Below are 22,064 nucleotides of genomic sequence, written 5' to 3' on the forward strand. Positions count from 1 at the left end.
CATCCGGCGGTTCCGGAGGTCTCGGGCCTTCTCAGGAACCGGGCCCAGATCAGAGCTCGGGCGCCAGGGGCACGCCGGTCTCCTCCGCCAGGGCCTGGAGGAGCCGGTCCTGAAACGCGACGTCGTGCACCGCCGAGTGTGGCTCGCGCCGCCGTCGGTGGTACCAGTACCCGCCGCTCGTGAGGGCGTCCGGATCGTCTCCCGTCGCGAGCCATACCTGGGTCTGGTGGCCGAGCTCGAGGTCGTCGGGGGCATCGGGTCCGCCCATCCTGGTCGGGACCCAGCCGGGGTCCACCGCGTTGCTGAGCAGTCGGGGCTGCAGGCGGGCGAGCGCGACGGCGAGCGTCGTCACGAAGAGCTTGCTGTCCCCGTAGGAGCCGGGTACGCCCCCGCGCCAGTCCACGCCGTCGAGCGACGCGCGCCCACCGTAGTGGGAGCCGCTGCTCAGGTAGACGTGGCGCCGCGGGCCCCGGAGCAGCGCGGTCAGGAGGTAGGGCGCGACGACGTTGACGGGGAAGACCGCCCGCCCGCTCCAGACCCCTGCGTTGTGAATCACCGCGTCCAGCGGTTCAGCTCCGCTCAGTTCCCCTGCGATGCGCAGCACCGCGTCCCGGTCCTCGAAATCCCCCACCACGAGGTCCGCGCCTCCGCGGATCAGGGCTTCGAGAGCGGCCGCCCGGTCCTGGTTGCGGGCGTGCACGACGACGTCGTGTCCGTCCCCGAGCAGCGCTTCCGCTGCTGCCAGCCCGAGCCCGTCGGTGGAGCCGGTGACCAGAATCCTCATGCTCGTGCCGCCTTTCGAGTTCCTGACGCACTCTTCATCGGAGCTGCTCCTTTCCCGGAGTGGGTCCTCGCCGGCCCGTCCGGCCGCCGGCGATCAGCCTAGGGTCCCGCGTGCCGACGGCGCACCGCAAGACCCAACGAGATCCCCCGGTCTGCAGCGCTGCACCGCTCAGGCACGCAGGCCCTCCATGCTTGTTCCCTACTCCGGCACGAAGCAGGAGCCGGTCAGGACCTAGCATCCGGCACCGGCCTCCTCCCTGGGTCCCAGGACGCAGAATTCGCTGCCTTCCGGGTCCGCGAGCACGGTCCAGGGCTGCGAACCTTTGCCGATGTCGACGGTACGAGCGCCCAACGCCGCGTCGACGACCGCCTGTCCCGTTCGAGACTCATGGCATCACTCTAGGTAGCGGGACCAGCGCCCCGGTGCCGCGGAGGGAAGCCGGGCGCTCCCGCCGCAGTCCCCGTCAGGCGCCGCGGCGGGCTTCCGCGGGCACAGTCCGGGCGGACCCACCGGCGTCGGACTCGCGCGGGGTCCCCTCGCCGCGCGAGCGGTAGCGCCAGAGGCCGATCCCGACGACGACGGCGGCCAGTGCCAGCGAGAGCAGGAGGGACTCCCGGGTCGAATCCAGGACGAGCATGCCGACCAGCAGGGCGACGATGCTGACGATGGCGACCCAGGTCAGGTACGGGAACAGCCACATCTTCAACGGGAGGTGCTGGGCGGACGCACCCATCCTGCGCCGCAAGATCAGCTGGGAGGCGGCGATCACCAGCCACACGAACAGGGCGATGGCTCCCGAGGTGTTGACCAGGAAGAGGAAGACGGTGTCCGGGGCGATGTAGTTGAGGCCGACGGTGATGAAGCCGACGACCGTGGAGGCCAGCACGGCCGCCGCGGGGACGCCCCGCTCGGAGATGCGCATCCAGGCGCCCGGGGCGTCGCCGCGGTGGGAGAGCGAGAACAGCATGCGGCTGGCCGTGTAGAGGCCGGAGTTGAGGCAGGACAGCACGGAGGTCAGCACGACGATGTCCATGATGGTGCCGGCCCCGGGGATTCCGAAGAGCTCGATCACGGCGACGTAGGGGCTCTTGGCGACGGAGGCGGAGTTCCACGGCAGCAGGGTGACCACGATGGCGATGGACCCGATGTAGAAGACCAGGATGCGCCAGACGGTGGATTTCACGGCCTTCTTGACCGCGTCGACGGGGTTCTCCGATTCACCGGCCGCGATCGTCGCGATCTCGGCGCCGAAGAAGGAGAAGACGACCACCAGGATGCCTGCCAGCACCGCGCCCGGCCCATTGGGCATGAAGCCGCCGTTGCCGACCAGATTGTCCAGGCCAGGGGCAGGAACTCCGGGGACGAGTCCCAGGATCGCCGCGAGGCCGAACAGCAGGAACAGCACGATGGCGGTGACCTTGATGGACGCGAACCAGAACTCGAACTCCCCGAAGGACTTCACGGAACCGAGGTTGGTGAGGGTGAGGAGGACCATCAGGAGCAGCGCCCAGACCCACTGGTCGATGCCCGGCACCCAGCGGTGCATGATGGCGGCGCCGGCCGTGGCCTCGATGCCGAGGACGATGATCCAGAACCAGGCGTAGAGCCAGCCGATGCTGAACCCCGCCCAGCGACCCAGCGCCTTGTCCGCGTACGTGGAGAAGGAACCGGTCTCCGGGTTGGCTGCTGCCATCTCGCCGAGCATGCGCATGACGAGGATGACCACCAGTCCTGCGGCCAGGTAGGCGACCAGGATCCCCGGACCTGCCTGCTGGATCGCGGCACCGGATCCGACGAAGAGTCCGGCGCCGATCACGCCGGCAATGGCGATCATGGACAGGTGCCGCGGTTTCAGGGATTTCGACAGCTGGTGGTCAGCGGGCATGGAAGGGCCGTTCTTCGGAGGGTGGTCGGACCGGCTGCAGCGGAATCCGCGGTGCTGCGGGTGACAGGACGTTCCACCCTAAACCGCCGGTCACGGGGATGGAAAAACGATCCAGGAGCCGGGCGGCGCCGATGGGGCTCGCATGGCCGGGCCCTCGTAGACTGTCCTCATACCATCTCAAGGAGTTTCGTCGTGCCCTATCGCAGTAAGGACCTACTTCAGCGGTGGGTACGTGAATTCACGGCGACCGGCGCGACGTCGACGAGCGTCATCGAGGTACTCCGGCACGACGGCGGAGCAGGTGCAGATACGGGACTGGTCGTGATGCGGATGACCGATCTGCCGTCGGACGTCTACCTTCACCCCGTCGCTCCTGGTGACCCGACGTGGGAAGTCAACTTCGGACCCCGCGAGCGGGACCTCACGATGAGCGCAGGGAAACTGCGCGACCTTGCGGAGGAGCTGACCGAAGCGGCAGCGCTGTGCGAGTTCTTCGAACTCAAGTCGGCACAGCACGCGGCGGCATCGCGGCGGACCGCGGTGCCGGCTCCGACGCAGTAGACCATGTCTTCGGGTTGCCCTATCAGGCCATCGCCGAGGCGGTCGGCAGGAATGCGGCGGCGGTCCGGCAGATCGCCGTCCGCGCCCGGACGTTGCTCTCCGCCGTCGACCGCACGGCGATGGGCGCCGAAAGCACCACCGTGGCCCTCACGGCGTTCCTGGACGCGCTGGTCACCGGAGATCTTCAGGCCCTGATGGATGTGCTGGCTCCCGATGCGGTGCTGCTGTCCGACGGCGGGCCACTGCCGCGCAACCGGGCGTCCCCACGACCGGCGGTGGCCCATAGCAGGTCCTCCCCCGGGAGCGGAACCGGCTGCGCCCTTGTCCTCGGGTGCGGACCTGCGGAAGCTGGAATGACGACACCCGCCCGGTCAGACCAGGAAAGAGGTACCTTCCGTGACAGAGCTCGGCTTCCACTGTTCGCATGAACAACTCGGACCCCGGCAACTCCTCGACAATGTGAAGAAGGCAGAGGAGGCCGGCTTCACCGCCGCGATGTGCTCGGATCATCTGAGCCCGTGGAGTGAGCGCCAGGGCGAGTCGGGTTTCGCCTGGACGTGGCTGGGGTCCGCACTCGAGGCCACGTCGCTCTCGCTGGGCGTCGTGACCGCGCCGGGCCAGAGATACCACCCGGTCATCACCGCCCAGGCGATCGCCACCCTGGAGCTGATGTATCCCGGCAGGTTCTGGGCGGCGCTCGGCAGCGGGGAAGCGATGAACGAGCATGTCACGGGGCAGAGGTGGCCTTCGAAACCGGAACGCAAGGCGCGCCTCGCAGAGTGCATCGACATCATCCGGGCGCTCCTGGCAGGGGAGGAGGTCAGCCACCAGGGCCTGGTCACGGTCGACCGGGCGAGAGTATGGTCGCTGCCCGACACCCCGCCGCCCCTCATCGGAGCGGCAGTCACCCGGGAAACCGCCGCCTGGGTGGCCTCATGGGCGGACGGACTCGCGACCATCCTGCAGCCGATGGACGAGCTGCGAAAAGTCATCGGCGCCTACCGGGACGCCGGGGGCCGCGGCGACGTCGTCATCCAGACCCAGGTGAGCGTGGCACCCGGCCGCGAGGAGGCGCTGTCCATCGCCCACGACCAATGGCGGACGAATGTCTTCCCACCACCCCTGTGCTGGGACCTCGAGACCGCCGAGCACTACGACCAGGCCGCCGAGCACGTCACCCCCGCCGCCGTGGCCGAGTCCGTCTTCGTCACCGACGATCCCGGTCAACTCGTCGACCTCCTCGCGGCGATCTCGGAGCAGGGGGCGGACCAGATCTACCTGCACAACGTCGGCAAGGAGCAGGAGTTCTTCCTCGCGACGATGGCGGAGCAGGTCCTGCCACAACTGGACGTCACCTCGCGACACACGCCGGAGGTCGTCGCACCCGGTTCCTGATGCCGGCCGCCGGCTCCCCTATCGGCCCTCCGGCTGCCTTCCTATACTTGCGGCATGGCAACGTCATTGCTGTTCGGCGTGATTGCTTCCAGCGCCCTCGTGGTGGGTGCCTTCATCGGTCTGCGTTTCGAACTGCCCAAGCGCGTCCTGGCGATCCTCCTGTCCTTCGCCGCAGGATCCCTGATCACGGCCCTGACCTTCGAACTCTTCGAGGACGCCTTCGAGCAAGGGGGCATCTGGCGCGCCGCGGTCGGACTGCTCGCGGGCGCCGTGGTCTTCACGGCCCTGAGCGCGTTCCTCGACCGCTGGGCCCAGCAGGGTGACCGATCGGTCCCGGCGGACGAGTACGAGGGCAGCGCCAAGCTCGACACCGATGCCGCTGCCTCCGACCGCTCCCCCACGGCGGCGTCCACCCGGGGTGCGGCGGGCCTGGCCCTGCTCGCCGCGGTCACCCTCGACGGCGTCCCCGAGAACATCGCCCTGGGCGTCGCACTCGGCGGAGGCACGGGCGGGCTGGCTCTCCTGGCCGCGATCTTCGTCTCCAACCTGCCCGAAGCACTCGTGGGAGCGTCCTCGATGCGCAGCCAGGGCAGGTCTCCTCGGACGATCCTCGGCCTCTGGGGCATCTGCGCGGTGTTACTGGTCGTCGCCGTCGTCGTCGGCGCCGGACCACTCTCGGGCGCCGACCCGGAGACCATCTCGCTGCCCCTGGCGTTCGCCGCCGGCGCGGTCATCGCCTCGCTGGCGGACACCCTCATGCCTGAAGCCTACGAACACGGGGGGCCGGCAGTAGCCCTCAGCACGGCCGCCGGATTCGTTCTCTCCTTCGTCCTCTCCCTCTCCTGAAGCGCGTCGCGCGCAAAAACGAAGCAAGCTTACTAGTATGGGGGTGACGGCCGTCGTCGGATCAGGACGGATGGCCGCTGCACCTGGTCTCACCCATCCTTCGACGTCTGCTGCCCGAACAACCACCAGCAGCCGCCGCATGCACCACTCACTCAACTGGGAGAACAATCATGACTACAGCAAGTACGCCCCGAGCGGGCACCCGCACCAACGTCCAGAAAGCGGCCCTCGCCGTCGGCGCAGTCTTCCTGCTCGTCGGCCTCCTCGGCTTCGTCCCGGGTATCACCAGCCAGTACGACCAGCTCAGCTTCGCCGGGCACGAGTCCGGCGCCCTGCTCCTCGGCCTGTTCCAGATCTCGGTCCTGCACAACATCGTGCACCTGCTCTTCGGTGCTGCCGGCATCGCCATGGCCCGCACCGTCAGCGGAGCGCGGTCCTACCTGCTGTACGGGGGGATCATCTACCTCGTCCTCTGGATCTACGGCCTGGTCATCGACCAGAACTCGGCCGGCAACTTCGTACCCCTCAACGGTGCGGACAACTGGCTCCACTTCCTGCTGGGCGTGGGCATGGTCGCCCTGGCGCTGCTCCTCACCCGTCGCAGCGACCGCAAGGCAACGCATGCCTGACCAGCCCTGAATCACCAGGGTATGGCGCGCAAGCGCAGGGATAAGGCTCCGGAGTATAGATTCCGGAGCCTTATCCGTGTCCGGGAAGGGCCGGACGGGGAACGAAGGCGGCTTACTATACGGTTTGTCTATGACTGCACCGCGCCGGTTCGATACCATCACGATCATCTTCAACCCGAACAGCACGGGGGACGCTCCGAAGCTCGCCGCTGAACTCCGGGACGAACTGGTCCCGGCACTGCCGGAGTCGGAGGTGAGACTGCAGCCCACCGAGCACGCCGGCCACGCTATCGAGCTCGCGCGCGAGGCGGCCTCGGCACCCAATGCCCTGGTCGTGTCGGTCAGTGGGGACGGCGGATACAACGAGGTCGTCAACGGTGTGATGGCCGGTGGTAGGGAGGACGTCGTATGCGCGGTCCTCGCCGCCGGCAATGCGAACGACCACCGCCGGGTGACGGGACGCAAGCCGCTGGCCGAGGCGATCATCGAGGGCCACGTGCGCAGGATCGACGTACTGCGCCTGAGCATGGACGTACCTGGGTCACAACCGGTCCACGCCCACTCCTACATCGGCTTCGGGCTGACCCCGGTCATGGCGATCGACCTGGAGAAAGGGAGCAAAGGCGCCCTCAAGGAGATGTTCTCCGTCGCTCGCACCTTCCGCAAGTTCCAGCCCTTCGAAATCCGCCAGACCGATGGACGACGCCGGAAGTTCGACAGCCTGATCTTCGCGAACATCTCGCAGATGGCAAAGTACGCGACGCTGAGCGAAGCCGACGAGCAACCCACCGACGGCCAGTTCGAGGTGATCATCTTCCCGCATGCGGCCAAGTGGCGCATCCTGCTGACCGCCGTGCGCGCAGCCACGAAGGGGCTGGGCGACCAGCCCAGCTATTCCCAGTACCGGTTCTCGACGCTCAAGCCCATGCCGTACCAGATCGACGGAGAAGTGAAATCGGTGGAAGCCGCCACCTCCATCACCATCGAGAGCGTTCCACGAGCCCTGTCGACCCTCGGGTGACCGTTCGTCCATCCGCCCTGCCGCCCCGTGCGGGAGGACGCGCGGCGAGCAGGGGCGCGGCCGGGGTCGAGGTCGCGGAGTACCGGTTGCACCGGTCGAGCAGGACAGGGAGCGGGCCGGGACCGGTGTTCGTGCTGGTCCACGGCATCGGGATGTCACACCGCTACTTCGACCGGCTACGGGCCGAGTTGCTCGACCACGGTGAGGTCGCGGTCTTCGACCTCCCCGGTTTCGGCGGCACTCCCCGACCGTCGAGGCCGCTCGGCGTGGCGGACTACGCGCACCTCATCGGGCAGGCCCTCGAGGAGGCACGGCTTTCCGCCTGCGTCCTCGTGGGGCACTCGATGGGTGCGCAGTTCGTCACGGAGCTGGCGCTGCAGCGCCCCGACCTCGTCGCTCTGGTCGTCCTCATTGGTCCGGTGACGGACACGGCTCATCCCTCCGCCGTCCGCAACGCCATGACCCTCGCACTGGACACCCTCCTGGAAAAGCCCTCCACCACTGCGCTGGTCGCCGGAGCGTACCTCCGGTGCGGCATCCGCTGGTACCTGGAGGAACTGCCCGTGATGCTCGGCTACCGTCTCGATGACCGACTCGTCCGGGTGGACCAGCCGGTCCTGATCCTCCGGGGATCGCTCGATCCGATCGCGGGCCGTGCCTGGTGCCGTCGGCTCGGTCGCACAGCCCCGCGGGGCACGGTAGTGGAGATACCCGGCCAACCCCACGCCGTGCATCGGGGTGCTGCTACGCCCGTGGCCCGGGAGATCCTGCAGTTCGTCGCCGCTCTCCCCCGGCCGGCAGGACCGGCGACACCGATGAGGGCACCGCTCCTCGAGTGATGAGCGGGCGATGACCGGTTCCACCCGCCCGGACCTGCAACGCCGGAACCATGGCGCGGCCGCAGTGGCAAGTGTTGTCGCCTGCGCCCGCGACCGCCGTGCGCCAGGGTCCGCTCGTGCACACTTAGGACCACCGGGACGCGTGCTAGGAGGAGCCTGTGAGCTTGAAAGACCTTGATCGGGTGGTGGCTGCGGCACGGAAGGACACCGCTGCTTCACACGATGAGCTGTCCGGTATCGACCCGCCGGAGGAACTCCAGAGCGCAGTGGCATCGGCCATCAGCAACGGCGAGTCCCTGGCCGCGGTCGCTGCCATCGCCGACCTGTCACCCCTGGCGGCGCTGGACGTGCTGGAGCGGCACAGCCCTCAGGCGAGCCCGGCCTCATCGATCACCTGATCCGACCGGCCGATCCGACCGGCCGATCCGACGGGCTGACCTGCCATGTCGACCTGAAGCGGCGCGCGGGTATCAGGTCTCGAGCATGTCCCGCAGGTCGAGTTCCTCGTTGACTTCCTCGAGCCGGAATTCGGTCTCGGCGTGCGCTTCCCCGTCGGTCGCGTACTCGAAGTCCAATTCACGGTGGACCTTGCTGTTCAACACCTCGACCTGCTCCGTCGGTAGGGAGCCGACGTCGGGGAACGCCTCGTGGGGCGCGATCCTGCTGTTCATAACCATCCATTTCCCGCTGGGTCGACAAAAGCTCCGTGCCGGGCATCCGCAGTGGCAGGAACGGGAGCGCCGCCACTGATTGTAGGCATACCGGAGACCGCCCGCCGGCCGCGGGGTGCTCGGTCCGTGAAGCTTGAACCAATCTTGAGCGGACGGTGCGCCTCGACGACGATCCGCGGGGAGCCGGTTCCGCCGAAGATCTCACAACGGTCCGGGGCCTCGGATAGGTGAACGTCACGGAGCGTTTACGCAGCACGCAAGGACCGGAAATGCGCGCTCACTAGCGTCAGGGGAAAGCAGGACCACCCATCCCCTGGAGGACTCCGTGAGCATTGACGAAGCATCAACGCCCCTGGCCGCCGCGCCGGCGGCTCCGGCGAGCGCGCCACCGCTGGGGCATCGCAGCGGCCGCTGGATCGACAACTGGGACGCCGAGGACACCGCGCAGTGGAACAGCGTCGGCAAGTCCATCGCCAAGCGGAACCTCCAGTGGTCCATCGCCTGCGAATTCCTCGGCTTCGTGGTCTGGCAGCTCTGGTCGATCGTCGTCGTGTACCTGCCCGCGGCAGGGTTCACCTTCTCGACGTCGCAGATCTTCTGGCTGATCTCCATGCCGTCCCTCGTCGGGGCCACCCTCCGCATCCCCTACACCTTCATGGTGCCGAGGTTCGGCGGCAGGAACTGGACCATCATCTCGGCCCTCCTGCTCCTGATCCCGACGATCGGACTCGCGCTCTGCGTCTCGAACCCGGAGACCCCGTTCGGCGTGATGCTCGCCGTCGCGGCGCTCGCCGGGTTCGGCGGCGGCAACTTCGCCAGCTCCATGGCGAACATCACCTTCTTCTACCCCGCCCGTGAGAAGGGCTGGGCCCTGGGCCTGAATGCCGCGGGCGGCAACCTCGGTGCGGCCGTCGCCCAGCTCGTGGTCCCGGTCGCCGTCGTGCTCGGCGCCGCGGCCACCCTGAATCTCCCGCTCGCCGGCCTGCTCTGGGTGCCCCTGATCCTCGTCGCCGCGTTCGGCGCATGGAAGTACATGCACAACCTGTCCAGCGCCAAGAGCGACCTCGCCGGTTCCCTGGCCGCGGTCCGCGAACCGCACCTCTGGATCATGGCGCTGCTCTACATCGGCACCTTCGGGTCCTTCATCGGCTTCGCCGGTGTCTTCCCGAAGCTGATCGCCGATACCTTCCCCACCTTCTCCACGATCGCCATGGGCCCCGTCACACTGGGCCTGGCGTTCCTCGGCCCCCTGGTGGGTTCCCTCGCCCGGCCCTTCGGCGGGCGCCTCGCGGACCGGTTCGGCGGAGCACTCATCACCGTCGGGGCGTTCGCCGTCATGGCGGCCGTCGCCCTCGCCGTCGTCTGGACACTCCCGCTGGCCAACTTCTGGCTCTTCCTCGGTCTGTTCCTCGTGCTCTTCGCCGCCGCGGGATCGGGAAACGGCGCCACCTACCGGATGATCCCGGTGATCTTCGCCCGGCGCGGCGCCGCCGCAGGATCGGCGGAGCTGCGCGAATCCATCAGCACGGCCCGCAAGTCGGCGGCGGCCCTCGGCCTCATCTCGGCGGTCGGCGCCTACGGCGGCTTCCTCATCCCGCAGGTCCTCAACGCCTCGAAGGGCGCCTCCGGCAGCTACGAGGGCGCGTTCTACGGGTTCGTCTGCAGCTACGTCCTGATGCTCGCCGTCACCTGGTTCTTCTACCTCCGCCGCTCCTCGACGCTCGGCAAGGTCTGACCGGTGGAGCAGGCCGGGACCGGGCAGCCGACGCACTGCCCCTACTGCGCCCTCCAGTGCGCCATGACCGTCACGGCGAGCCGCCCCGGCAGGAACGACGGCGTGACGGTCACCGGCCGGGAGTTCCCCACCAACCGCGGCGGGTTGTGCCGGAAGGGCTGGTCCGCCGCGGACCTGCTCAGCCACCCGGACCGGCTCACCGCACCCCTGGTCCGCGGCACCGACGGCGTGCTGCGGGAAGCGGAGTGGGATGCCGTCCTGCACCTGATCGCGGACCGGGTCCGCAGCATCCAGGCGGAGTCCGGCCGGGACTCCGTCGCGGTGTTCGGCGGCGGCGGACTCACCAACGAGAAGGCGTACACGCTGGGCAAGTTCGCCCGGCTCGCACTGCGCACGTCCCGTATCGACTACAACGGCCGGTTCTGCATGTCATCGGCGGCAGCGGGCGGGAACCGCGCGTTCGGCGTCGACCGCGGCCTCCCCTTCCCCCTGGAGGACCTCGACGCCGCGTCCGTGGTCCTGCTCCTCGGCTCGAACACCGCGGACACCATGCCGCCGTTCGTCCAGCACCTCCGGGGGGCGCAGGCCGCCGCGGGCCTGATCGTCGTGGACCCCCGCCGCTCCGCGACCGCCCGCCTGACCGATCAGGGCAGAGGCGTCCACCTCCAGCCCACGCCCGGCACGGACCTCGCACTCCTCCTCGGCCTCGCGCACGTGGTGGTCGCCGAAGGCCTCGAGGACCGCCGCTACCTCTCGGCGCGCACCAGCGGGTACGACGACGTCGCGCGCGGGCTGGCCCGCTGGTGGCCGGAGCGCGTGCAGGGCATCACGGGCGTCCCTGCCGCCGCCATCCGGGCGACGGCGCGGCTCCTGGCGCAGGGAGCGCACAGCGGAGCGCAGGGCGGTCCTGGTGCCTACATCCTCACCGGGAGGGGCATCGAACAGCATGCGGACGGCACCGACACGACCACCGCGGCGATCAACCTCGCGCTCCTCCTCGGCCTGCCCGGTACGCCCCACAGCGGCTACGGGACACTGACGGGCCAGGGCAACGGGCAGGGCGGCCGGGAACACGGCCAGAAGGCGGACCAGCTGCCCGGCTACCGGAAGATCACCGACCCTGCGGCCCGCGCGCACGTCGCCGCCGTCTGGGGGGTACCCGAGGACGCCATCCCCGGGCCGGGACTGCCCGCCGTCGAACTCCTCGCCTCCCTCGGCCGGCCGGACGGCACCCGATGCCTCTTCGTGCACGGCGCCAACATCGCGGTCTCGGCACCGAATGCCTCGGCGGTGATCGACGGACTCCGGTCGCTCGACCTCCTCGTCGTCTCGGACTTCTTCCTGTCCGAGACCGCAGCACTGGCCGACATCGTGCTGCCCGTCCTCCAGTGGGCCGAGGAGGAGGGCACGGTGACGAACCTCGAGGGCCGGGTCCTGCGCCGACGCGCAGCCGCTACCCCTCCCGCCGGCGCCCGCAGCGAGCTGTGGCTGATGCAGGAGCTCGCCCGGCTGCTCGAGGCTCCGTCTCTCTTCAGCGACGACCCGGCGACGATGTTCGATGAACTCGCCCGCGCCAGCGCCGGCGGGATCGCCGACTACTCCGGGCTCGACTACGGCGTGCTCGACGGCGGAGCGGCCGCGTACTGGCCCTACCCTGCGGGGAGCACCGGCACTCCACGCCTGTTCCTCGACGCGTTCGCCCATCCGACCGGACGCGCCGCGCTGGTGCCGGTGGCTCCACGGCCGGCCGCCCTCGACGGGCGGGTCCCTACCCCGCTCCTGCTCGCCACGGGCCGGCTGCTCGAGCACTACCAGTCCGGGACGCAGACCCGGCGGGTCCCCGGACTGCTCGCCGCCCAGCCGGTGGCACGCCTGCAGCTCCATCCCGCCACCGCCCAGGACCTCGGCATCGCGCAGGACGACCCCGTCGTCGTCACCAGCGCCCACGGTGACGCCCGGGCGCTGGCGGACCTCACCACCGACATCCGCCAGGACACCGTCTTCCTCGCCTTCCACTACGCGGAGGCGGAGAGCGCCAACCGGCTCACGGGAAGCGCCACGGATCCGGTCTCGGGCATGCCCGAGTTCAAGACGACACCGGTCCGGGTCGCGTCCCTGTCCGCCCGTGCATTCACCGACCAGCTGGAGGCCATCGCATGAGCAACGCCGCACCTGTTCCGGAACGGATCGTCGTCGTGGGCTTCGGGCCCGTCGCCGCGCGGCTCATCGAGCACCTCGAGCCGCTCGTCGCCGCCGGACGCGTGGCGCTGACGGTGATCGGCCAGGAGCAGGACGCCGCCTACAACCGGGTGCTCGTCGCCGACGTCGCCGTGGGCCGCACGCGGGAGTCCGCCATCCGGCTCGCCGATGCGGCGGCGCTGATCGCCGTGGGTGTGGACGTCCGGCTGGGCGCCCGCGCTACGAGGGTGGACCGGCCCTTCCGGCGGGTCCTGCTCGACGACGGACAGGCTCTCGGCTACGACCGCCTGGTCCTCGCGACCGGGTCACGCCCTCTCCTGCCGCGGCTCGAGGGGCTCCACGACGAGTTCCCCCTCCCGCCGGGCGTGAGCTTCCTCCGGGATCTCTCCGATGCGCGCGCCGTGTCGGCGGCCCTGGCCGTGCGGCAGCGCATCGTGGTGCTGGGCGGAGGCATCCTCGGCATCGAGGCAGCCCTCGCCGCCGCCGAGGAAGGAGGGCGCGTCACGCTCGTGCACAACGGCAGGGCTCCCATGGAGCGGTTCCTCGGGGAGGGCTCACGGGTCCTGGCCGCGGCCCTGACCAGGGCCGGCATCACCGTGGTGGCCGGCACGTCCACAGGCATCACCCTCACGGACGGGCGCTTCTCGGGTCTCACTCTCGAGGGCGGCACTCAGGTGGACGGGGGCGCCCTGGTGCTCGCCTGCGGCGTGAGGCCGCGTACCGAACTCGCCGACGGCTGCGATCTCCCTACTGCCGCCGGGATCCTCGTGGACCACGAACTCCGCGCGCTCGACACCCGGGACATCTGGGCGATCGGTGACTGCGCCGAGGTGCGCTGCTGGGACGGATCCTGCCCGGCATGCATCGGTGTCACCACTCCGCAGGGGCTGATCGGCCCGGGCTGGCAGCAGGCGGACCAGCTCGGCCGGGCGTTCGCAGCGGAACTGTCCGGGGTCCCCGCGCCCGCCGTCGGCCTGCCCGACCGGCGGGACGCCGTCCTGGTCCTCAAGGCCCGTGGGGTCGACGCCGTGACCGCGGGTGAGACGGACGCCGACCCGTGGACCGTGGAACCGGGCCTCGCCGTGGCCGTCTGGTCGGACCCGGGGCACGGCCGCTACGCGAAGATGGTCACGCGCGACGGCGTCCTGACGGGCCTCGTGTGCGTGGGCATGCCACGGACCGGCGCGGAACTGGTGCTGCTCTTCGAACGCGGCAGCGAACTGCCCGCCGATCGCTCCAGCCTCCTGCGGCTGGACAGCATCGAGGGCGCGAGCGCGGTGCGGCCTCCCGGACCCGACGCGACCCTGTGCCGGTGTGCGGGGATCACGCGGGGCACGGTGCAGGAGTCCGTCCACTCGGGTTGCGCCACGGTGCAGGACGTCTCGGTGGGCACGCGGGCCGGAACCGGCTGCGGAGGCTGCCACGACGATATCCGGGCCGTCATCGAGCAGCACTTCGCCGTGGCATCATGACGGGCATCGTGACGGGCATCATGACGGGCATCGTCACCGGGTGGACGCGGCGGAGCGGTTGGACCCTACACGTGCAGGCGGTACCCGCGCTTGACCACGGTCTCGACCAGGCCGGGGTCCGGCAGGGACTTCCGCAGCCGGTTCACGTTCATGTCGAGGGCATGGCCGGCCCCGGTGTGTGCGAGGAGGCGCGTCAGCGCGTCACGGCTGAGGACGGCACCGCGCGCCGACAGCAGCGCCTTGAACAGCACGAGCTGCGCGGGTGCCAGCTCCACCTGGACCTCGTCCACCCGGACGGACCTGCCCCGTACCTCCACGTAGCCGGAGCGGGTCCGGAGCTGCTCGACGTGGTGTTCGGCGAGGTGGTCGCAGACGAGGCGGATCAGGGCGCCCATGCGGTAGCGGTCGGGCACGATGGGCTCGATGCCGGCGTCGAGCAGGGGCTGGGCGGTGACCGGCCCGACGGCGGCCGCGAGGACGCTCCGGCGGAACCGCTGGATCAGTTCCTCCTGCAGGCCCTGCTCGGCGGCCGTGTTGAACAGCGCGTCCACGGCGGGGGCGCTCGTGAAGGTGACGCAGTCCAGCTGCCCGGCGCAGACGGCCTCGATCAGCCTCGGCAGCCGCTCGGAGCCCTCGGGCTTGATCCAGCGGTACGGCGTGACGGTGAGCAGGGTCGCATCCGCCGCACGGAGCCGGGCCAGCTGGTGCGCGTCGGCGTAGGCATGCAGCTGCACGCCGATGGTGAGGCCTGAGAGGTCCTGCTGCAGCAGCTCGTCGACCAGCGTCGCCGTCGTCTCGTCGGAACTGATGCCGACGTCGTCGAGCCCTGCCGCGCGCACCGCTCCCCGGGCCTTCGGCCCGCGCACGTAGATACGGCCGTTCCCCAGGACGTCCAGCAGGTCGTCGCCGAGCCCGGCGGCGTCCGCCGCCTCGAACCAGCGGCGCATGCCGTAGGCGGTCGTGATGATGAAGAGGTCCGGGCGCGCCGCCACCATGGCAGCGGTGTCCGAGAGCAGCTCCACGTCCTCGGCGATGGGCGCGATCTTCAGGGCCGGTGCGTGGAACACCGAGGCGCCGCGCCGCTCGAGGGCGTCGATCAGGTCCCCCGAGCGGCGGTCCGACGTCACACCGATGCGGAAGCCGGCCAGCTGCCCTGCCGACCCGTCCAGGCGGATCGCCTCGGTCATGACGCCAGCGATTCGGTCAGGCGGGCGAGGTGCGCGGCACCGCCCTGCAGGTCGAGGCCCACACGCACCACCTCCCCGATCACGAGCACGGCCGGGGACTGGCACCGCGCGGCACCCGCCGCCGTGACGATCGTGGCGAGGGTGCCCGCCGTCGTGCGCTGGGACGCGCTGTACCCGCGCTCGACGACGGCGACCGGCATGTCCGGGCGCATCCCGGCGCGGCCGAGACCGGCGACGAGCTGCGGAAGCGTGGAGACGCCCATCAGGACCACGATGGTGCCGCCGAGGCCGGCCAGGTGCTCGTGCTCCTCGTCGCTCAGGGGCGCGTGACCGGATACCACCGTGAACAGGTGGCTGACGCCCCGGTGGGTGACCGGGATGCCGGCGGCCGCGGGGACGGAGATCGCCGAGCTGACACCCGGCACCACGCGGCACGGCACCCGGGCCGCGAGGCATGCCGCGAGCTCCTCGCTCCCCCGCCCGAAGACGAAGGGATCGCCGCCCTTGAGGCGGACCACGGAGGAGCCGTCGAGCGCGTACCGGACCAGGAGATCGTTGATGCCGGCCTGCGGCACGCGGTGGTGGCCCGGCAGCTTCCCGACGTCCACGAGGTCCGCGGCCGGGGCGAGCTCCGCGAGCGCATCCGTGGGGGCGAGCCTGTCGTACAGGACGACGTCGGCCTCGCGGAGCGCCGCGGCCGCGTCGAGGGTCAGGAGTCCGAGGGCGCCCGGCCCGCCACCGACGAGGGTCACGGTGCCACCCCCCTGCGCAGCTGCCTCCCGCACGAAGAGTGCGCCGCTGCGGCGGCACCGGGCGCGCAGGGCGTCCACGGCATCGTCCGGGTGCGCGCCTTCCGGGGCGTCGCCCACCGCGTCTCCCACCACGTCGCCCACCACGACCACGAGCGCGGCGCCGGCGAGCACCGCGTCCGTGCAGGCCTCCGCGGTCTCCCGCCGGTCGACGTCGGCCCCTGCGGCCCTGTACCGGGCCACCACCCTGCGCGAGGCCCGCTCGGCCCCGAGGACCACCACGCGGCTTCCGGCCAGATCGATCTCGAGTTGCATGGTTCAGCCCTCGGTTCCTGGTGCGGTTCCTGCTGCGGTGCGGACGGGGACCGCCGCTCCGAGGTTCGTGCGCCGGGCCTGCGCCTCGATCTCGGCGGGGGTGGCCGGCCGGCGCTGGCCGCGCTCCTCGACGAGGACGATCGACTGGTCCGCGGCGTCCGGGGCGTTGACGAAGGACCGGAAGCGGCGGAGCCGGTCGGGGTCCTTGAGCGTTGCCGCCCACTCGTCCTCGTAGTGCTCCACATGGCGGGCCATCGCTGCCTCGAGGTCCTCGGCGATGCCGAGGGAGTCATGGATGACGACGTCGCGCACGTGGTCGAGGCCGCCGTCGAGGTCGTCCATCCAGCGGGCCGTCCGCTGCATGCGGTCGGCGGTGCGGATGTAGTACATGAGGTACCGGTCGATGTAGCGGATGAGCGTCTCGCCGTCGAGGTCCTGGGCGAGGAGCTGTGCGTGAGCGGGCTGGAAGCCGCCGTTGCCGCCCACGTAGAGGTTCCAGCCCTGGTCGGTGGCGATGACGCCGACGTCCTTCCCCCGCGCCTCGGCGCACTCCCGGGCGCACCCGGAGACGCCCATCTTGAACTTGTGGGGGGCGCGCAGCCCGCGGTAGCGCAGTTCGAGGTCGATCGCCATGGCCACCGAGTCCTGCACGCCGAAGCGGCACCAGGTGGACCCGACGCACGACTTCACGTTCCGCAGGGCCTTGCCGTAGGCCTGGCCGGATTCGAAGCCCGCCTCCACGAGGATCTTCCAGATCTCCGGGAGCTGTTCCAGCCGTGCGCCGAAGAGGTCGATCCGCAGGGCCCCGGTGAGCTTCACGTACAGGCCGAACTGCTCGGCCACCTGCGCGATGACGGCGAGCTTCTGCGGCGTGATCTCCCCGCCCGGGATGCGCGGCACCACCGAGTAGGTGCCGTTGCGCTGCATGTTGGCCAGCGCGCGGTCGTTCGTGTCCTGCAGCGTGCCGCGGCCGCCGTCGAGCACGTACTCCCCGCGCTGCGTGGCCAGGATGGAGCCGATGGCGGGCTTGCAGATGTCGCAGCCCTGCCCGGCCTTCGCCTCCTCCGATGCTCCGAAGCGGCGGATGATGTCGTGGAAGGAGGCGAGGTCCAGGGCCTGGATGGCCTCGAACAGTTCGGGCCGCGACATCGCGAAGTGCTCACAGATGCCCTTCGAGACGGTGCGCCCGGCCTTCGTGAGCTCGCTGTCGAGCAGCTTCTTGAGCATCGGCACGCACGAGCCGCACTGCGTTCCGGCACGCGAGCACGCCTTGAGCGACGGCATGTCGAGCGCCGGCTCCCCGTCCCCCGTCCCGTGTACCGCTGAGCGGCACGCGCCGGCGGTGACGTTGTTGCAGGAGCAGAGGATGACGTCGTCGGGCAGGTCGGACTGCGGAGCCTCGCCGCCACCGGCGGAGGACAGGTAGGCCCCGGGCTCGGCGGGCAGCTCGCGGCCCAGCAGGGGCCGGAGTGCCGAGTAGGGCGCGGCGTCACCGACGAAGATGCCGCCGAGCAGCGTCCGGGCATCGTCCGTGACCACGAGCTTCTGGTACAGGCCCCTCGCCGGGTCGGCGTAGACGATCTCGAGGCTGCCCGGAGTCTCCGCGAGCGCGTCACCGAAGCTCGCGACCTCGACGCCGGAGAGCTTGAGCTTGGTCGCGGTGTCGAAGCCGGGGAAGGAGGACAGGCCCCCGAGGATACCGTCCGCGCAGACCTCGGCCATGGCGTTCGCCGGCGCCACCAGGCCCATGCTGACGCCCTCGTAGCTCGCCACCTCGCCGATCGCCCACACACCCGGCAGGGCGGTCTCGCAGGCTGCGCTGATGACGACGCCGCCGCGGGGCGCCACCTCGAGCCCGGCCTCCCTCGCGAGTTCGTCGCGCGGCCGGATGCCCACGGCGAACACCACGAGGTCGGCGGGGAGCACGGACCCGTCGCTCAGCGCGACGCCGGTGACCCGCCCGCCGTCGTCCGTCTCGATGGAGGTCGGCGCACCGCCGCAGTGGATGCCCAGGCCCTTCGCCTCGATGAGGCGCCCGAGTGCCTGTCCCCCGCCCTGGTCGAGCTGTGCGTTCATGAGCCAGCCGGCCCGGTTGACCACGGTCGACTCGGCGCCGAGCTGCTGAAGCCCTCCGGCCGCCTCGAGGCCGAGGAGCCCGCCGCCGATGACGACGGCGCGCGGGGGCCGGCCGAGGCCGGCGGCGAGGCGGGCGGTCTCCGTGCGCAGCCACTGGACGTCATCGAGAGTGCGGTACACCGCCGCGTGCTCGCCGCCCGGCAGGGGCAGCCGTACGGCGTCCGATCCGGTGGCGAGGACCACGTCGTCGTAGGCGTACTTCTCTCCGGAGGCTCCCACGACGCACCGCGCCGCGAGGTCGAGCCGGACTGCCCGCTCACCGGTGACGAGCCGGATGGCGGGTTCGCGCCACATGAGCTGTTCGCCGAGGCTGAGGTCCACGTCGCCGGTCAGCGCGCTGCTCAGCGCCACGCGGTCATAGGGTGCGTACGCTTCCTCGGTGAGCACGGTGACGGAGAGGCCGTCGGTGCCGCGCCGCCAGAGGGCTTCGACGAACCGGTGTGCTGCAGGTCCCCCGCCCACGACGACGATGCGCCGTTCCGGCACTGCGGGGACGTCCCCGGAGGGCCGTGATGATCGGTTCTCGCTCATGGTGTGCCTTCCATCCGGGCCGGGGTGGTCCCGCGTCTGGTTCCACCGTACGGAGGGGCAATTACTCCTGTGTGTCGCGGATGTATCGCAAAGTTAACTTCGCGCTCACGGGCGGGCGCAGGGCCGGTGAGGTGCAAGTTACCCGGGCGCAACAGCCCCGGGACCTGGGCGACACGTCCCCGGCCTAGCGTTGTGCTCAACGCACCGGCCCCCTCGCCATCAGCACCCCGCATCAGCACCCCACATCAGCAGGAGAACGCCATGACCGAACTCGTACTCCAGCGCCCCACCGCCGTCTCGGCCTGGGTGGCGGTCTGCCGCCTCGACGACCTCGAGGAGTGCTGGGGTGAGGCCGCGCTCGTCGGCGGGGAGCAGATCGCCCTGTTCCGGCTCCCGGGGAACCGGGTCCACGCCGTCGGCAACATCGACCCCCGGACGCAGGCGGCCGTCATGGCCCGGGGCATCGTCGGCTCGCGCGGTGCAGTGCCGACCATCGCCTCACCGCTGCACAAGGAGGTCTACGACCTCGCCACCGGCGCCTGCCTGTCGGGTGGGCAGGGACTCCGGGCGTACCCGGTGCGATGCGTGGACGGCGTGGTCGAAGTGGGTGTGGCCGAAGCCTCCGGGGCCGAAGCCCGCGGTGCCGCCTGAGCGCGCAAGTCCCTCCGTCAGTGCTTCAATGGCTGCCATGACCGAGCCTTCCAGCACCGCCCCCGTCCTCATCGCCTGTGCACACGGTACCGACAACGTGCAGGGACGCCGCGAGATCGACACCGTGCGGGCCGGGATCTCCGCGCTGCGGCCGGGACTCGATGTCCTCGAGGCGTACGTGGACGTGCAGGTCCCCGACCTGGTGGACGTCGTGGCGTCGCTCCCGCCGGACCGTCCGGCCGTCATCGTCCCGCTGCTGCTGTCCGTCGGCTACCACGTGAAGGTGGACATCGCGCGGGTGGCTGCGAGCAGGCCGGGAACGGTGTCCGCCCTTCCGCTGGGACCGGATCCGCGTCTCGCGACCGTCCTGCAGCAGCGCCTCGTCGAGGCGGGAGTGGCCGACGGCGATGCCGTGGTCCTCGCGGCCGCCGGGTCATCCGACGCCTGCGCTGCCGAGGACGTCGCGGAGGTTCTCGCGGTCCTCGCGGACCTCCAGACGGGCCCGGTGCAGCCGGGCTTCGGGTCGAAGGCCTCGCCGTCCGTCCCCGAGGCCGTCGCGGCGTATCGCGGGGGTTCTGAGCCGCGTCCTGTCGCCCTCGCCTCCTACCTGCTCGCTCCCGGGTACTTCCACGACCAGCTGGCGAAGGCGGGCGCCGACGTCGTCAGCGCTCCCCTGCTGCCGAGTCCCGTCATCGCGGAGATCGCCCTGAGCCGGTACGACGACGCCGTCGCGCGTCTCGGACTCCCCCGGCAGGAAGGAACCTGCCCGCGGCCGTGCCGCGCGCTGGTGTCGACGTGCGTCCGGAGTGGTTCAGCCCAGCCCGTCTGATGCCGCCCGGGCCGTAGCGCCCCGCGGACCCTCTGCGGAGCAGTACAGCGGAGGAGCGGGACTAATTCCGTCGGTGGCGCAGTTATGCACTCGGGCCGGAAGCGGTCAGGTGCGCGTAGAGCACTCCGCCGAGAACAGGAATGAGACGACGTGACAACAGCGACGACCGAAGGAATCGGCTTCCGGTCCCGACGGGGACCGATTCTCATCGCCCTGATGCTGTCCACGGGTCTGGTGGCGATCGATTCGACGATCGTTGCGACGGCCGTACCGTCGATCGTGCAGGACATCGGTGGCTTCACGTCCTTCCCCTGGCTGTTCTCCGCCTACCTCCTGGCACAGGCCGTCTCGGTGCCCGTCTACGCGAAACTCTCGGACGTCGTAGGGCGCAAACCGATCATTCTCAGCGGTATCGGTCTCTTCCTGCTCGGCTCGATCCTCTGCGGCGTGGCCTGGAGCATGCCTGCCCTGATCGCGTTCCGTGTGCTGCAGGGTCTCGGCGCAGGCGCAGTGCAGCCGGTGGCGATCACCATCGCAGGCGATATCTATACGCTGACCGAGCGGGCGAAGGTGCAGGGGTATCTCGCCAGCGTGTGGGCCGTCTCCTCGGTGGTGGGTCCGACACTCGGGGGTGTCTTCTCCTCACTGGGTATCTGGCGTGGGATCTTCCTCGTGAACATTCCACTGTGCCTGCTGGCGGGGTGGATGCTGCTTCGGACGTTCCACGAGGATATTGAGCGCACGAAGCACCGTGTGGACTATCTCGGGGCGGGACTGCTGACGGTCTCACTCACCCTGATCATTCTGGGGGCCCTCCAGGGCGGCCAGGCGTGGGCCTGGAACTCTTTCATCGGCATCGCCGTCTTCGCAGCCGGGGCACTCCTGTTCGCCGCGTTCGTCCTCGTCGAGAGGAAAACCTCGGAGCCGGTCCTGCCGCCGTGGGTGGTGTCCCGCCGGTTGCTGGCGACCACCGCGATGATTTCCTTCGGTGTCGGAGCGGTCATGCTCGGCCTCACCTCCTACGTGCCCACCTTCCTCGAAGGAGCCCTCGAGACCTCTCCGATCCTGGCTGGACTCGCCCTGGCGGCACTGACCCTCGGCTGGCCGATCAGCGCCTCCCAATCGGGCCGGTTCTATCTCCGGATCGGATTCCGCAGGACCGCCCTGATCGGCGTGACCGTCACGGTCATCGGTACAGCCGTTCTCGCCCTCACCGCGTCCTCACCCAGCATCCTGCTGGTGGCGGCGAGTTGTTTCATCGTCGGACTCGGCCTCGGCCTGGTGGCGACCCCGAGCCTCATCGCCGCCCAGTCGAGCGTCGAGTGGAACGAGCGCGGCGTGGTCACCGGCACGAATCTCTTCGCACGATCGATCGGGAGTTCGATCGGTGTCGCCGTCTTCGGGGCCGTGGCCAATTCGATCTACGCCGGCACCCCGGGCGGCGATACGGATGCGCACACCATCGTCTCGGCCTCCACCGCGGTGTTCCTGGCGGTTCTGATCGGTGCACTTCTCACCGTCGTCGCCGTCGTCGCAATGCCCGCGACAAGCAAGACCCCGCAGGGGCCTGCCAAGACCGACGCAGCGTCCTCAGGTCAATAGGGCCCTCGGGGCCTGTGCCCCGCACCA

General features: G+C 70.3%; 21 protein-coding genes. 13 read left to right on the forward strand and 8 right to left on the reverse strand.

Annotated elements, in window-relative coordinates; all coding sequences use genetic code 11:
• Positions 1-49 precede the first annotated feature (49 nt).
• From ACX80J_RS01245 to ACX80J_RS01255, 3 genes are all read right to left on the reverse strand, one after another.
• The gene (locus ACX80J_RS01245; RefSeq protein WP_459346560.1) at positions 50-784 is read right to left on the reverse strand and encodes an SDR family NAD(P)-dependent oxidoreductase; all 735 of its coding nucleotides are present in this window, start codon (positions 782-784) and stop codon (positions 50-52) included.
• Between the two features lie 231 nt (positions 785-1,015).
• The gene (locus tag ACX80J_RS01250) at positions 1,016-1,135 is read right to left on the reverse strand and encodes a VOC family protein (RefSeq protein WP_459346561.1); all 120 of its coding nucleotides are present in this window, start codon (positions 1,133-1,135) and stop codon (positions 1,016-1,018) included.
• A gap of 112 nt (positions 1,136-1,247) precedes the next feature.
• Positions 1,248-2,669, reverse strand: a complete 1,422-nt coding sequence (locus ACX80J_RS01255; protein ID WP_459346562.1) for an amino acid permease — start codon at positions 2,667-2,669, stop codon at positions 1,248-1,250.
• A gap of 192 nt (positions 2,670-2,861) precedes the next feature.
• Here ACX80J_RS01255 and ACX80J_RS01260 point away from each other — a divergent pair, with 192 nt between their 5' ends.
• Positions 2,862-3,230, forward strand: coding sequence for a hypothetical protein (locus tag ACX80J_RS01260; RefSeq protein WP_459346563.1), 369 nt, complete (start codon positions 2,862-2,864; stop codon positions 3,228-3,230).
• Between the two features lie 22 nt (positions 3,231-3,252).
• Here the strand turns inward: ACX80J_RS01260 and ACX80J_RS01265 are convergent, their stop codons facing one another.
• The gene (locus ACX80J_RS01265; protein ID WP_459346564.1) at positions 3,253-3,405 is read right to left on the reverse strand and encodes a hypothetical protein; all 153 of its coding nucleotides are present in this window, start codon (positions 3,403-3,405) and stop codon (positions 3,253-3,255) included.
• A gap of 221 nt (positions 3,406-3,626) precedes the next feature.
• Here ACX80J_RS01265 and ACX80J_RS01270 point away from each other — a divergent pair, with 221 nt between their 5' ends.
• From ACX80J_RS01270 to ACX80J_RS01295, 6 genes are all read left to right on the forward strand, one after another.
• Positions 3,627-4,625, forward strand: coding sequence for a TIGR03885 family FMN-dependent LLM class oxidoreductase (locus tag ACX80J_RS01270; RefSeq protein ID WP_459346565.1), 999 nt, complete (start codon positions 3,627-3,629; stop codon positions 4,623-4,625).
• A gap of 54 nt (positions 4,626-4,679) precedes the next feature.
• On the forward strand, positions 4,680-5,471 hold the full coding sequence (locus ACX80J_RS01275) for a ZIP family metal transporter (RefSeq protein WP_459346566.1): 792 nt from the start codon (positions 4,680-4,682) through the stop codon (positions 5,469-5,471).
• A gap of 170 nt (positions 5,472-5,641) precedes the next feature.
• Positions 5,642-6,100 (forward strand): DUF4383 domain-containing protein, encoded by a 459-nt coding sequence (locus ACX80J_RS01280; protein WP_459346567.1) that lies wholly within the window; start codon positions 5,642-5,644, stop codon positions 6,098-6,100.
• A gap of 130 nt (positions 6,101-6,230) precedes the next feature.
• Positions 6,231-7,121, forward strand: coding sequence for a diacylglycerol/lipid kinase family protein (locus tag ACX80J_RS01285; protein ID WP_459346568.1), 891 nt, complete (start codon positions 6,231-6,233; stop codon positions 7,119-7,121).
• Positions 7,118-7,960: an alpha/beta fold hydrolase gene (locus ACX80J_RS01290; RefSeq protein WP_459346569.1), complete on the forward strand. Its 843-nt coding sequence runs from the start codon at positions 7,118-7,120 to the stop codon at positions 7,958-7,960. Before ACX80J_RS01285 ends, ACX80J_RS01290 begins: the two co-directional genes overlap by 4 nt.
• A 164-nt stretch (positions 7,961-8,124) precedes the next feature.
• Positions 8,125-8,358: a hypothetical protein gene (locus tag ACX80J_RS01295; protein WP_459346570.1), complete on the forward strand. Its 234-nt coding sequence runs from the start codon at positions 8,125-8,127 to the stop codon at positions 8,356-8,358.
• A gap of 72 nt (positions 8,359-8,430) precedes the next feature.
• Here ACX80J_RS01295 and ACX80J_RS01300 read toward each other — a convergent pair whose 3' ends face one another.
• Complete coding sequence (locus tag ACX80J_RS01300) at positions 8,431-8,631, reverse strand: hypothetical protein (RefSeq protein ID WP_459346571.1); 201 nt, start codon at positions 8,629-8,631, stop codon at positions 8,431-8,433.
• Positions 8,632-8,956: 325 nt separating this feature from the next.
• On the opposite strand from ACX80J_RS01300, the gene ACX80J_RS01305 reads away from it, so the two are divergent.
• From ACX80J_RS01305 to ACX80J_RS01315, 3 genes are all read left to right on the forward strand, one after another.
• Positions 8,957-10,366, forward strand: a complete 1,410-nt coding sequence (locus ACX80J_RS01305; RefSeq protein WP_459346572.1) for an MFS transporter — start codon at positions 8,957-8,959, stop codon at positions 10,364-10,366.
• Between the two features lie 63 nt (positions 10,367-10,429).
• Positions 10,430-12,526 carry a molybdopterin oxidoreductase family protein gene (locus tag ACX80J_RS01310; RefSeq protein WP_459346935.1) on the forward strand — a complete coding sequence of 699 codons (2,097 nt, stop codon included), beginning with the start codon at positions 10,430-10,432 and terminating at the stop codon, positions 12,524-12,526.
• The gene (locus ACX80J_RS01315) at positions 12,523-14,037 is read left to right on the forward strand and encodes an FAD-dependent oxidoreductase (protein WP_459346573.1); all 1,515 of its coding nucleotides are present in this window, start codon (positions 12,523-12,525) and stop codon (positions 14,035-14,037) included. Before ACX80J_RS01310 ends, ACX80J_RS01315 begins: the two co-directional genes overlap by 4 nt.
• A 65-nt stretch (positions 14,038-14,102) precedes the next feature.
• Here ACX80J_RS01315 and ACX80J_RS01320 read toward each other — a convergent pair whose 3' ends face one another.
• Genes ACX80J_RS01320 through nirB form a run of 3 tightly spaced genes read right to left on the reverse strand, consistent with a single transcriptional unit; the run spans position 14,103 to position 18,955 of the window.
• Positions 14,103-15,224 carry a uroporphyrinogen-III synthase gene (locus ACX80J_RS01320; protein ID WP_459346574.1) on the reverse strand — a complete coding sequence of 374 codons (1,122 nt, stop codon included), beginning with the start codon at positions 15,222-15,224 and terminating at the stop codon, positions 14,103-14,105.
• Positions 15,221-16,288, reverse strand: coding sequence for a uroporphyrinogen-III C-methyltransferase (gene cobA, locus ACX80J_RS01325; protein ID WP_459346575.1), 1,068 nt, complete (start codon positions 16,286-16,288; stop codon positions 15,221-15,223). The genes ACX80J_RS01320 and cobA overlap by 4 nt, the downstream gene beginning before the upstream one ends.
• A 3-nt stretch (positions 16,289-16,291) precedes the next feature.
• Positions 16,292-18,955: a nitrite reductase large subunit NirB gene (nirB, locus tag ACX80J_RS01330; protein WP_459346576.1), complete on the reverse strand. Its 2,664-nt coding sequence runs from the start codon at positions 18,953-18,955 to the stop codon at positions 16,292-16,294.
• A gap of 261 nt (positions 18,956-19,216) precedes the next feature.
• On the opposite strand from nirB, the gene nirD reads away from it, so the two are divergent.
• From nirD to ACX80J_RS01345, 3 genes are all read left to right on the forward strand, one after another.
• A complete protein-coding gene (gene nirD, locus ACX80J_RS01335) occupies positions 19,217-19,606 on the forward strand; it encodes a nitrite reductase small subunit NirD (RefSeq protein ID WP_459346577.1) in 390 nt (129 codons plus the stop codon).
• Positions 19,607-19,643: 37 nt separating this feature from the next.
• On the forward strand, positions 19,644-20,435 hold the full coding sequence (locus ACX80J_RS01340; RefSeq protein ID WP_459346578.1) for a sirohydrochlorin chelatase: 792 nt from the start codon (positions 19,644-19,646) through the stop codon (positions 20,433-20,435).
• 216 nt (positions 20,436-20,651) lie between these two features.
• Positions 20,652-22,037, forward strand: coding sequence for an MFS transporter (locus tag ACX80J_RS01345; protein WP_459346936.1), 1,386 nt, complete (start codon positions 20,652-20,654; stop codon positions 22,035-22,037).
• Positions 22,038-22,064 lie beyond the last annotated feature (27 nt).

Source organism: Arthrobacter rhamnosi, from assembly GCF_054510975.1.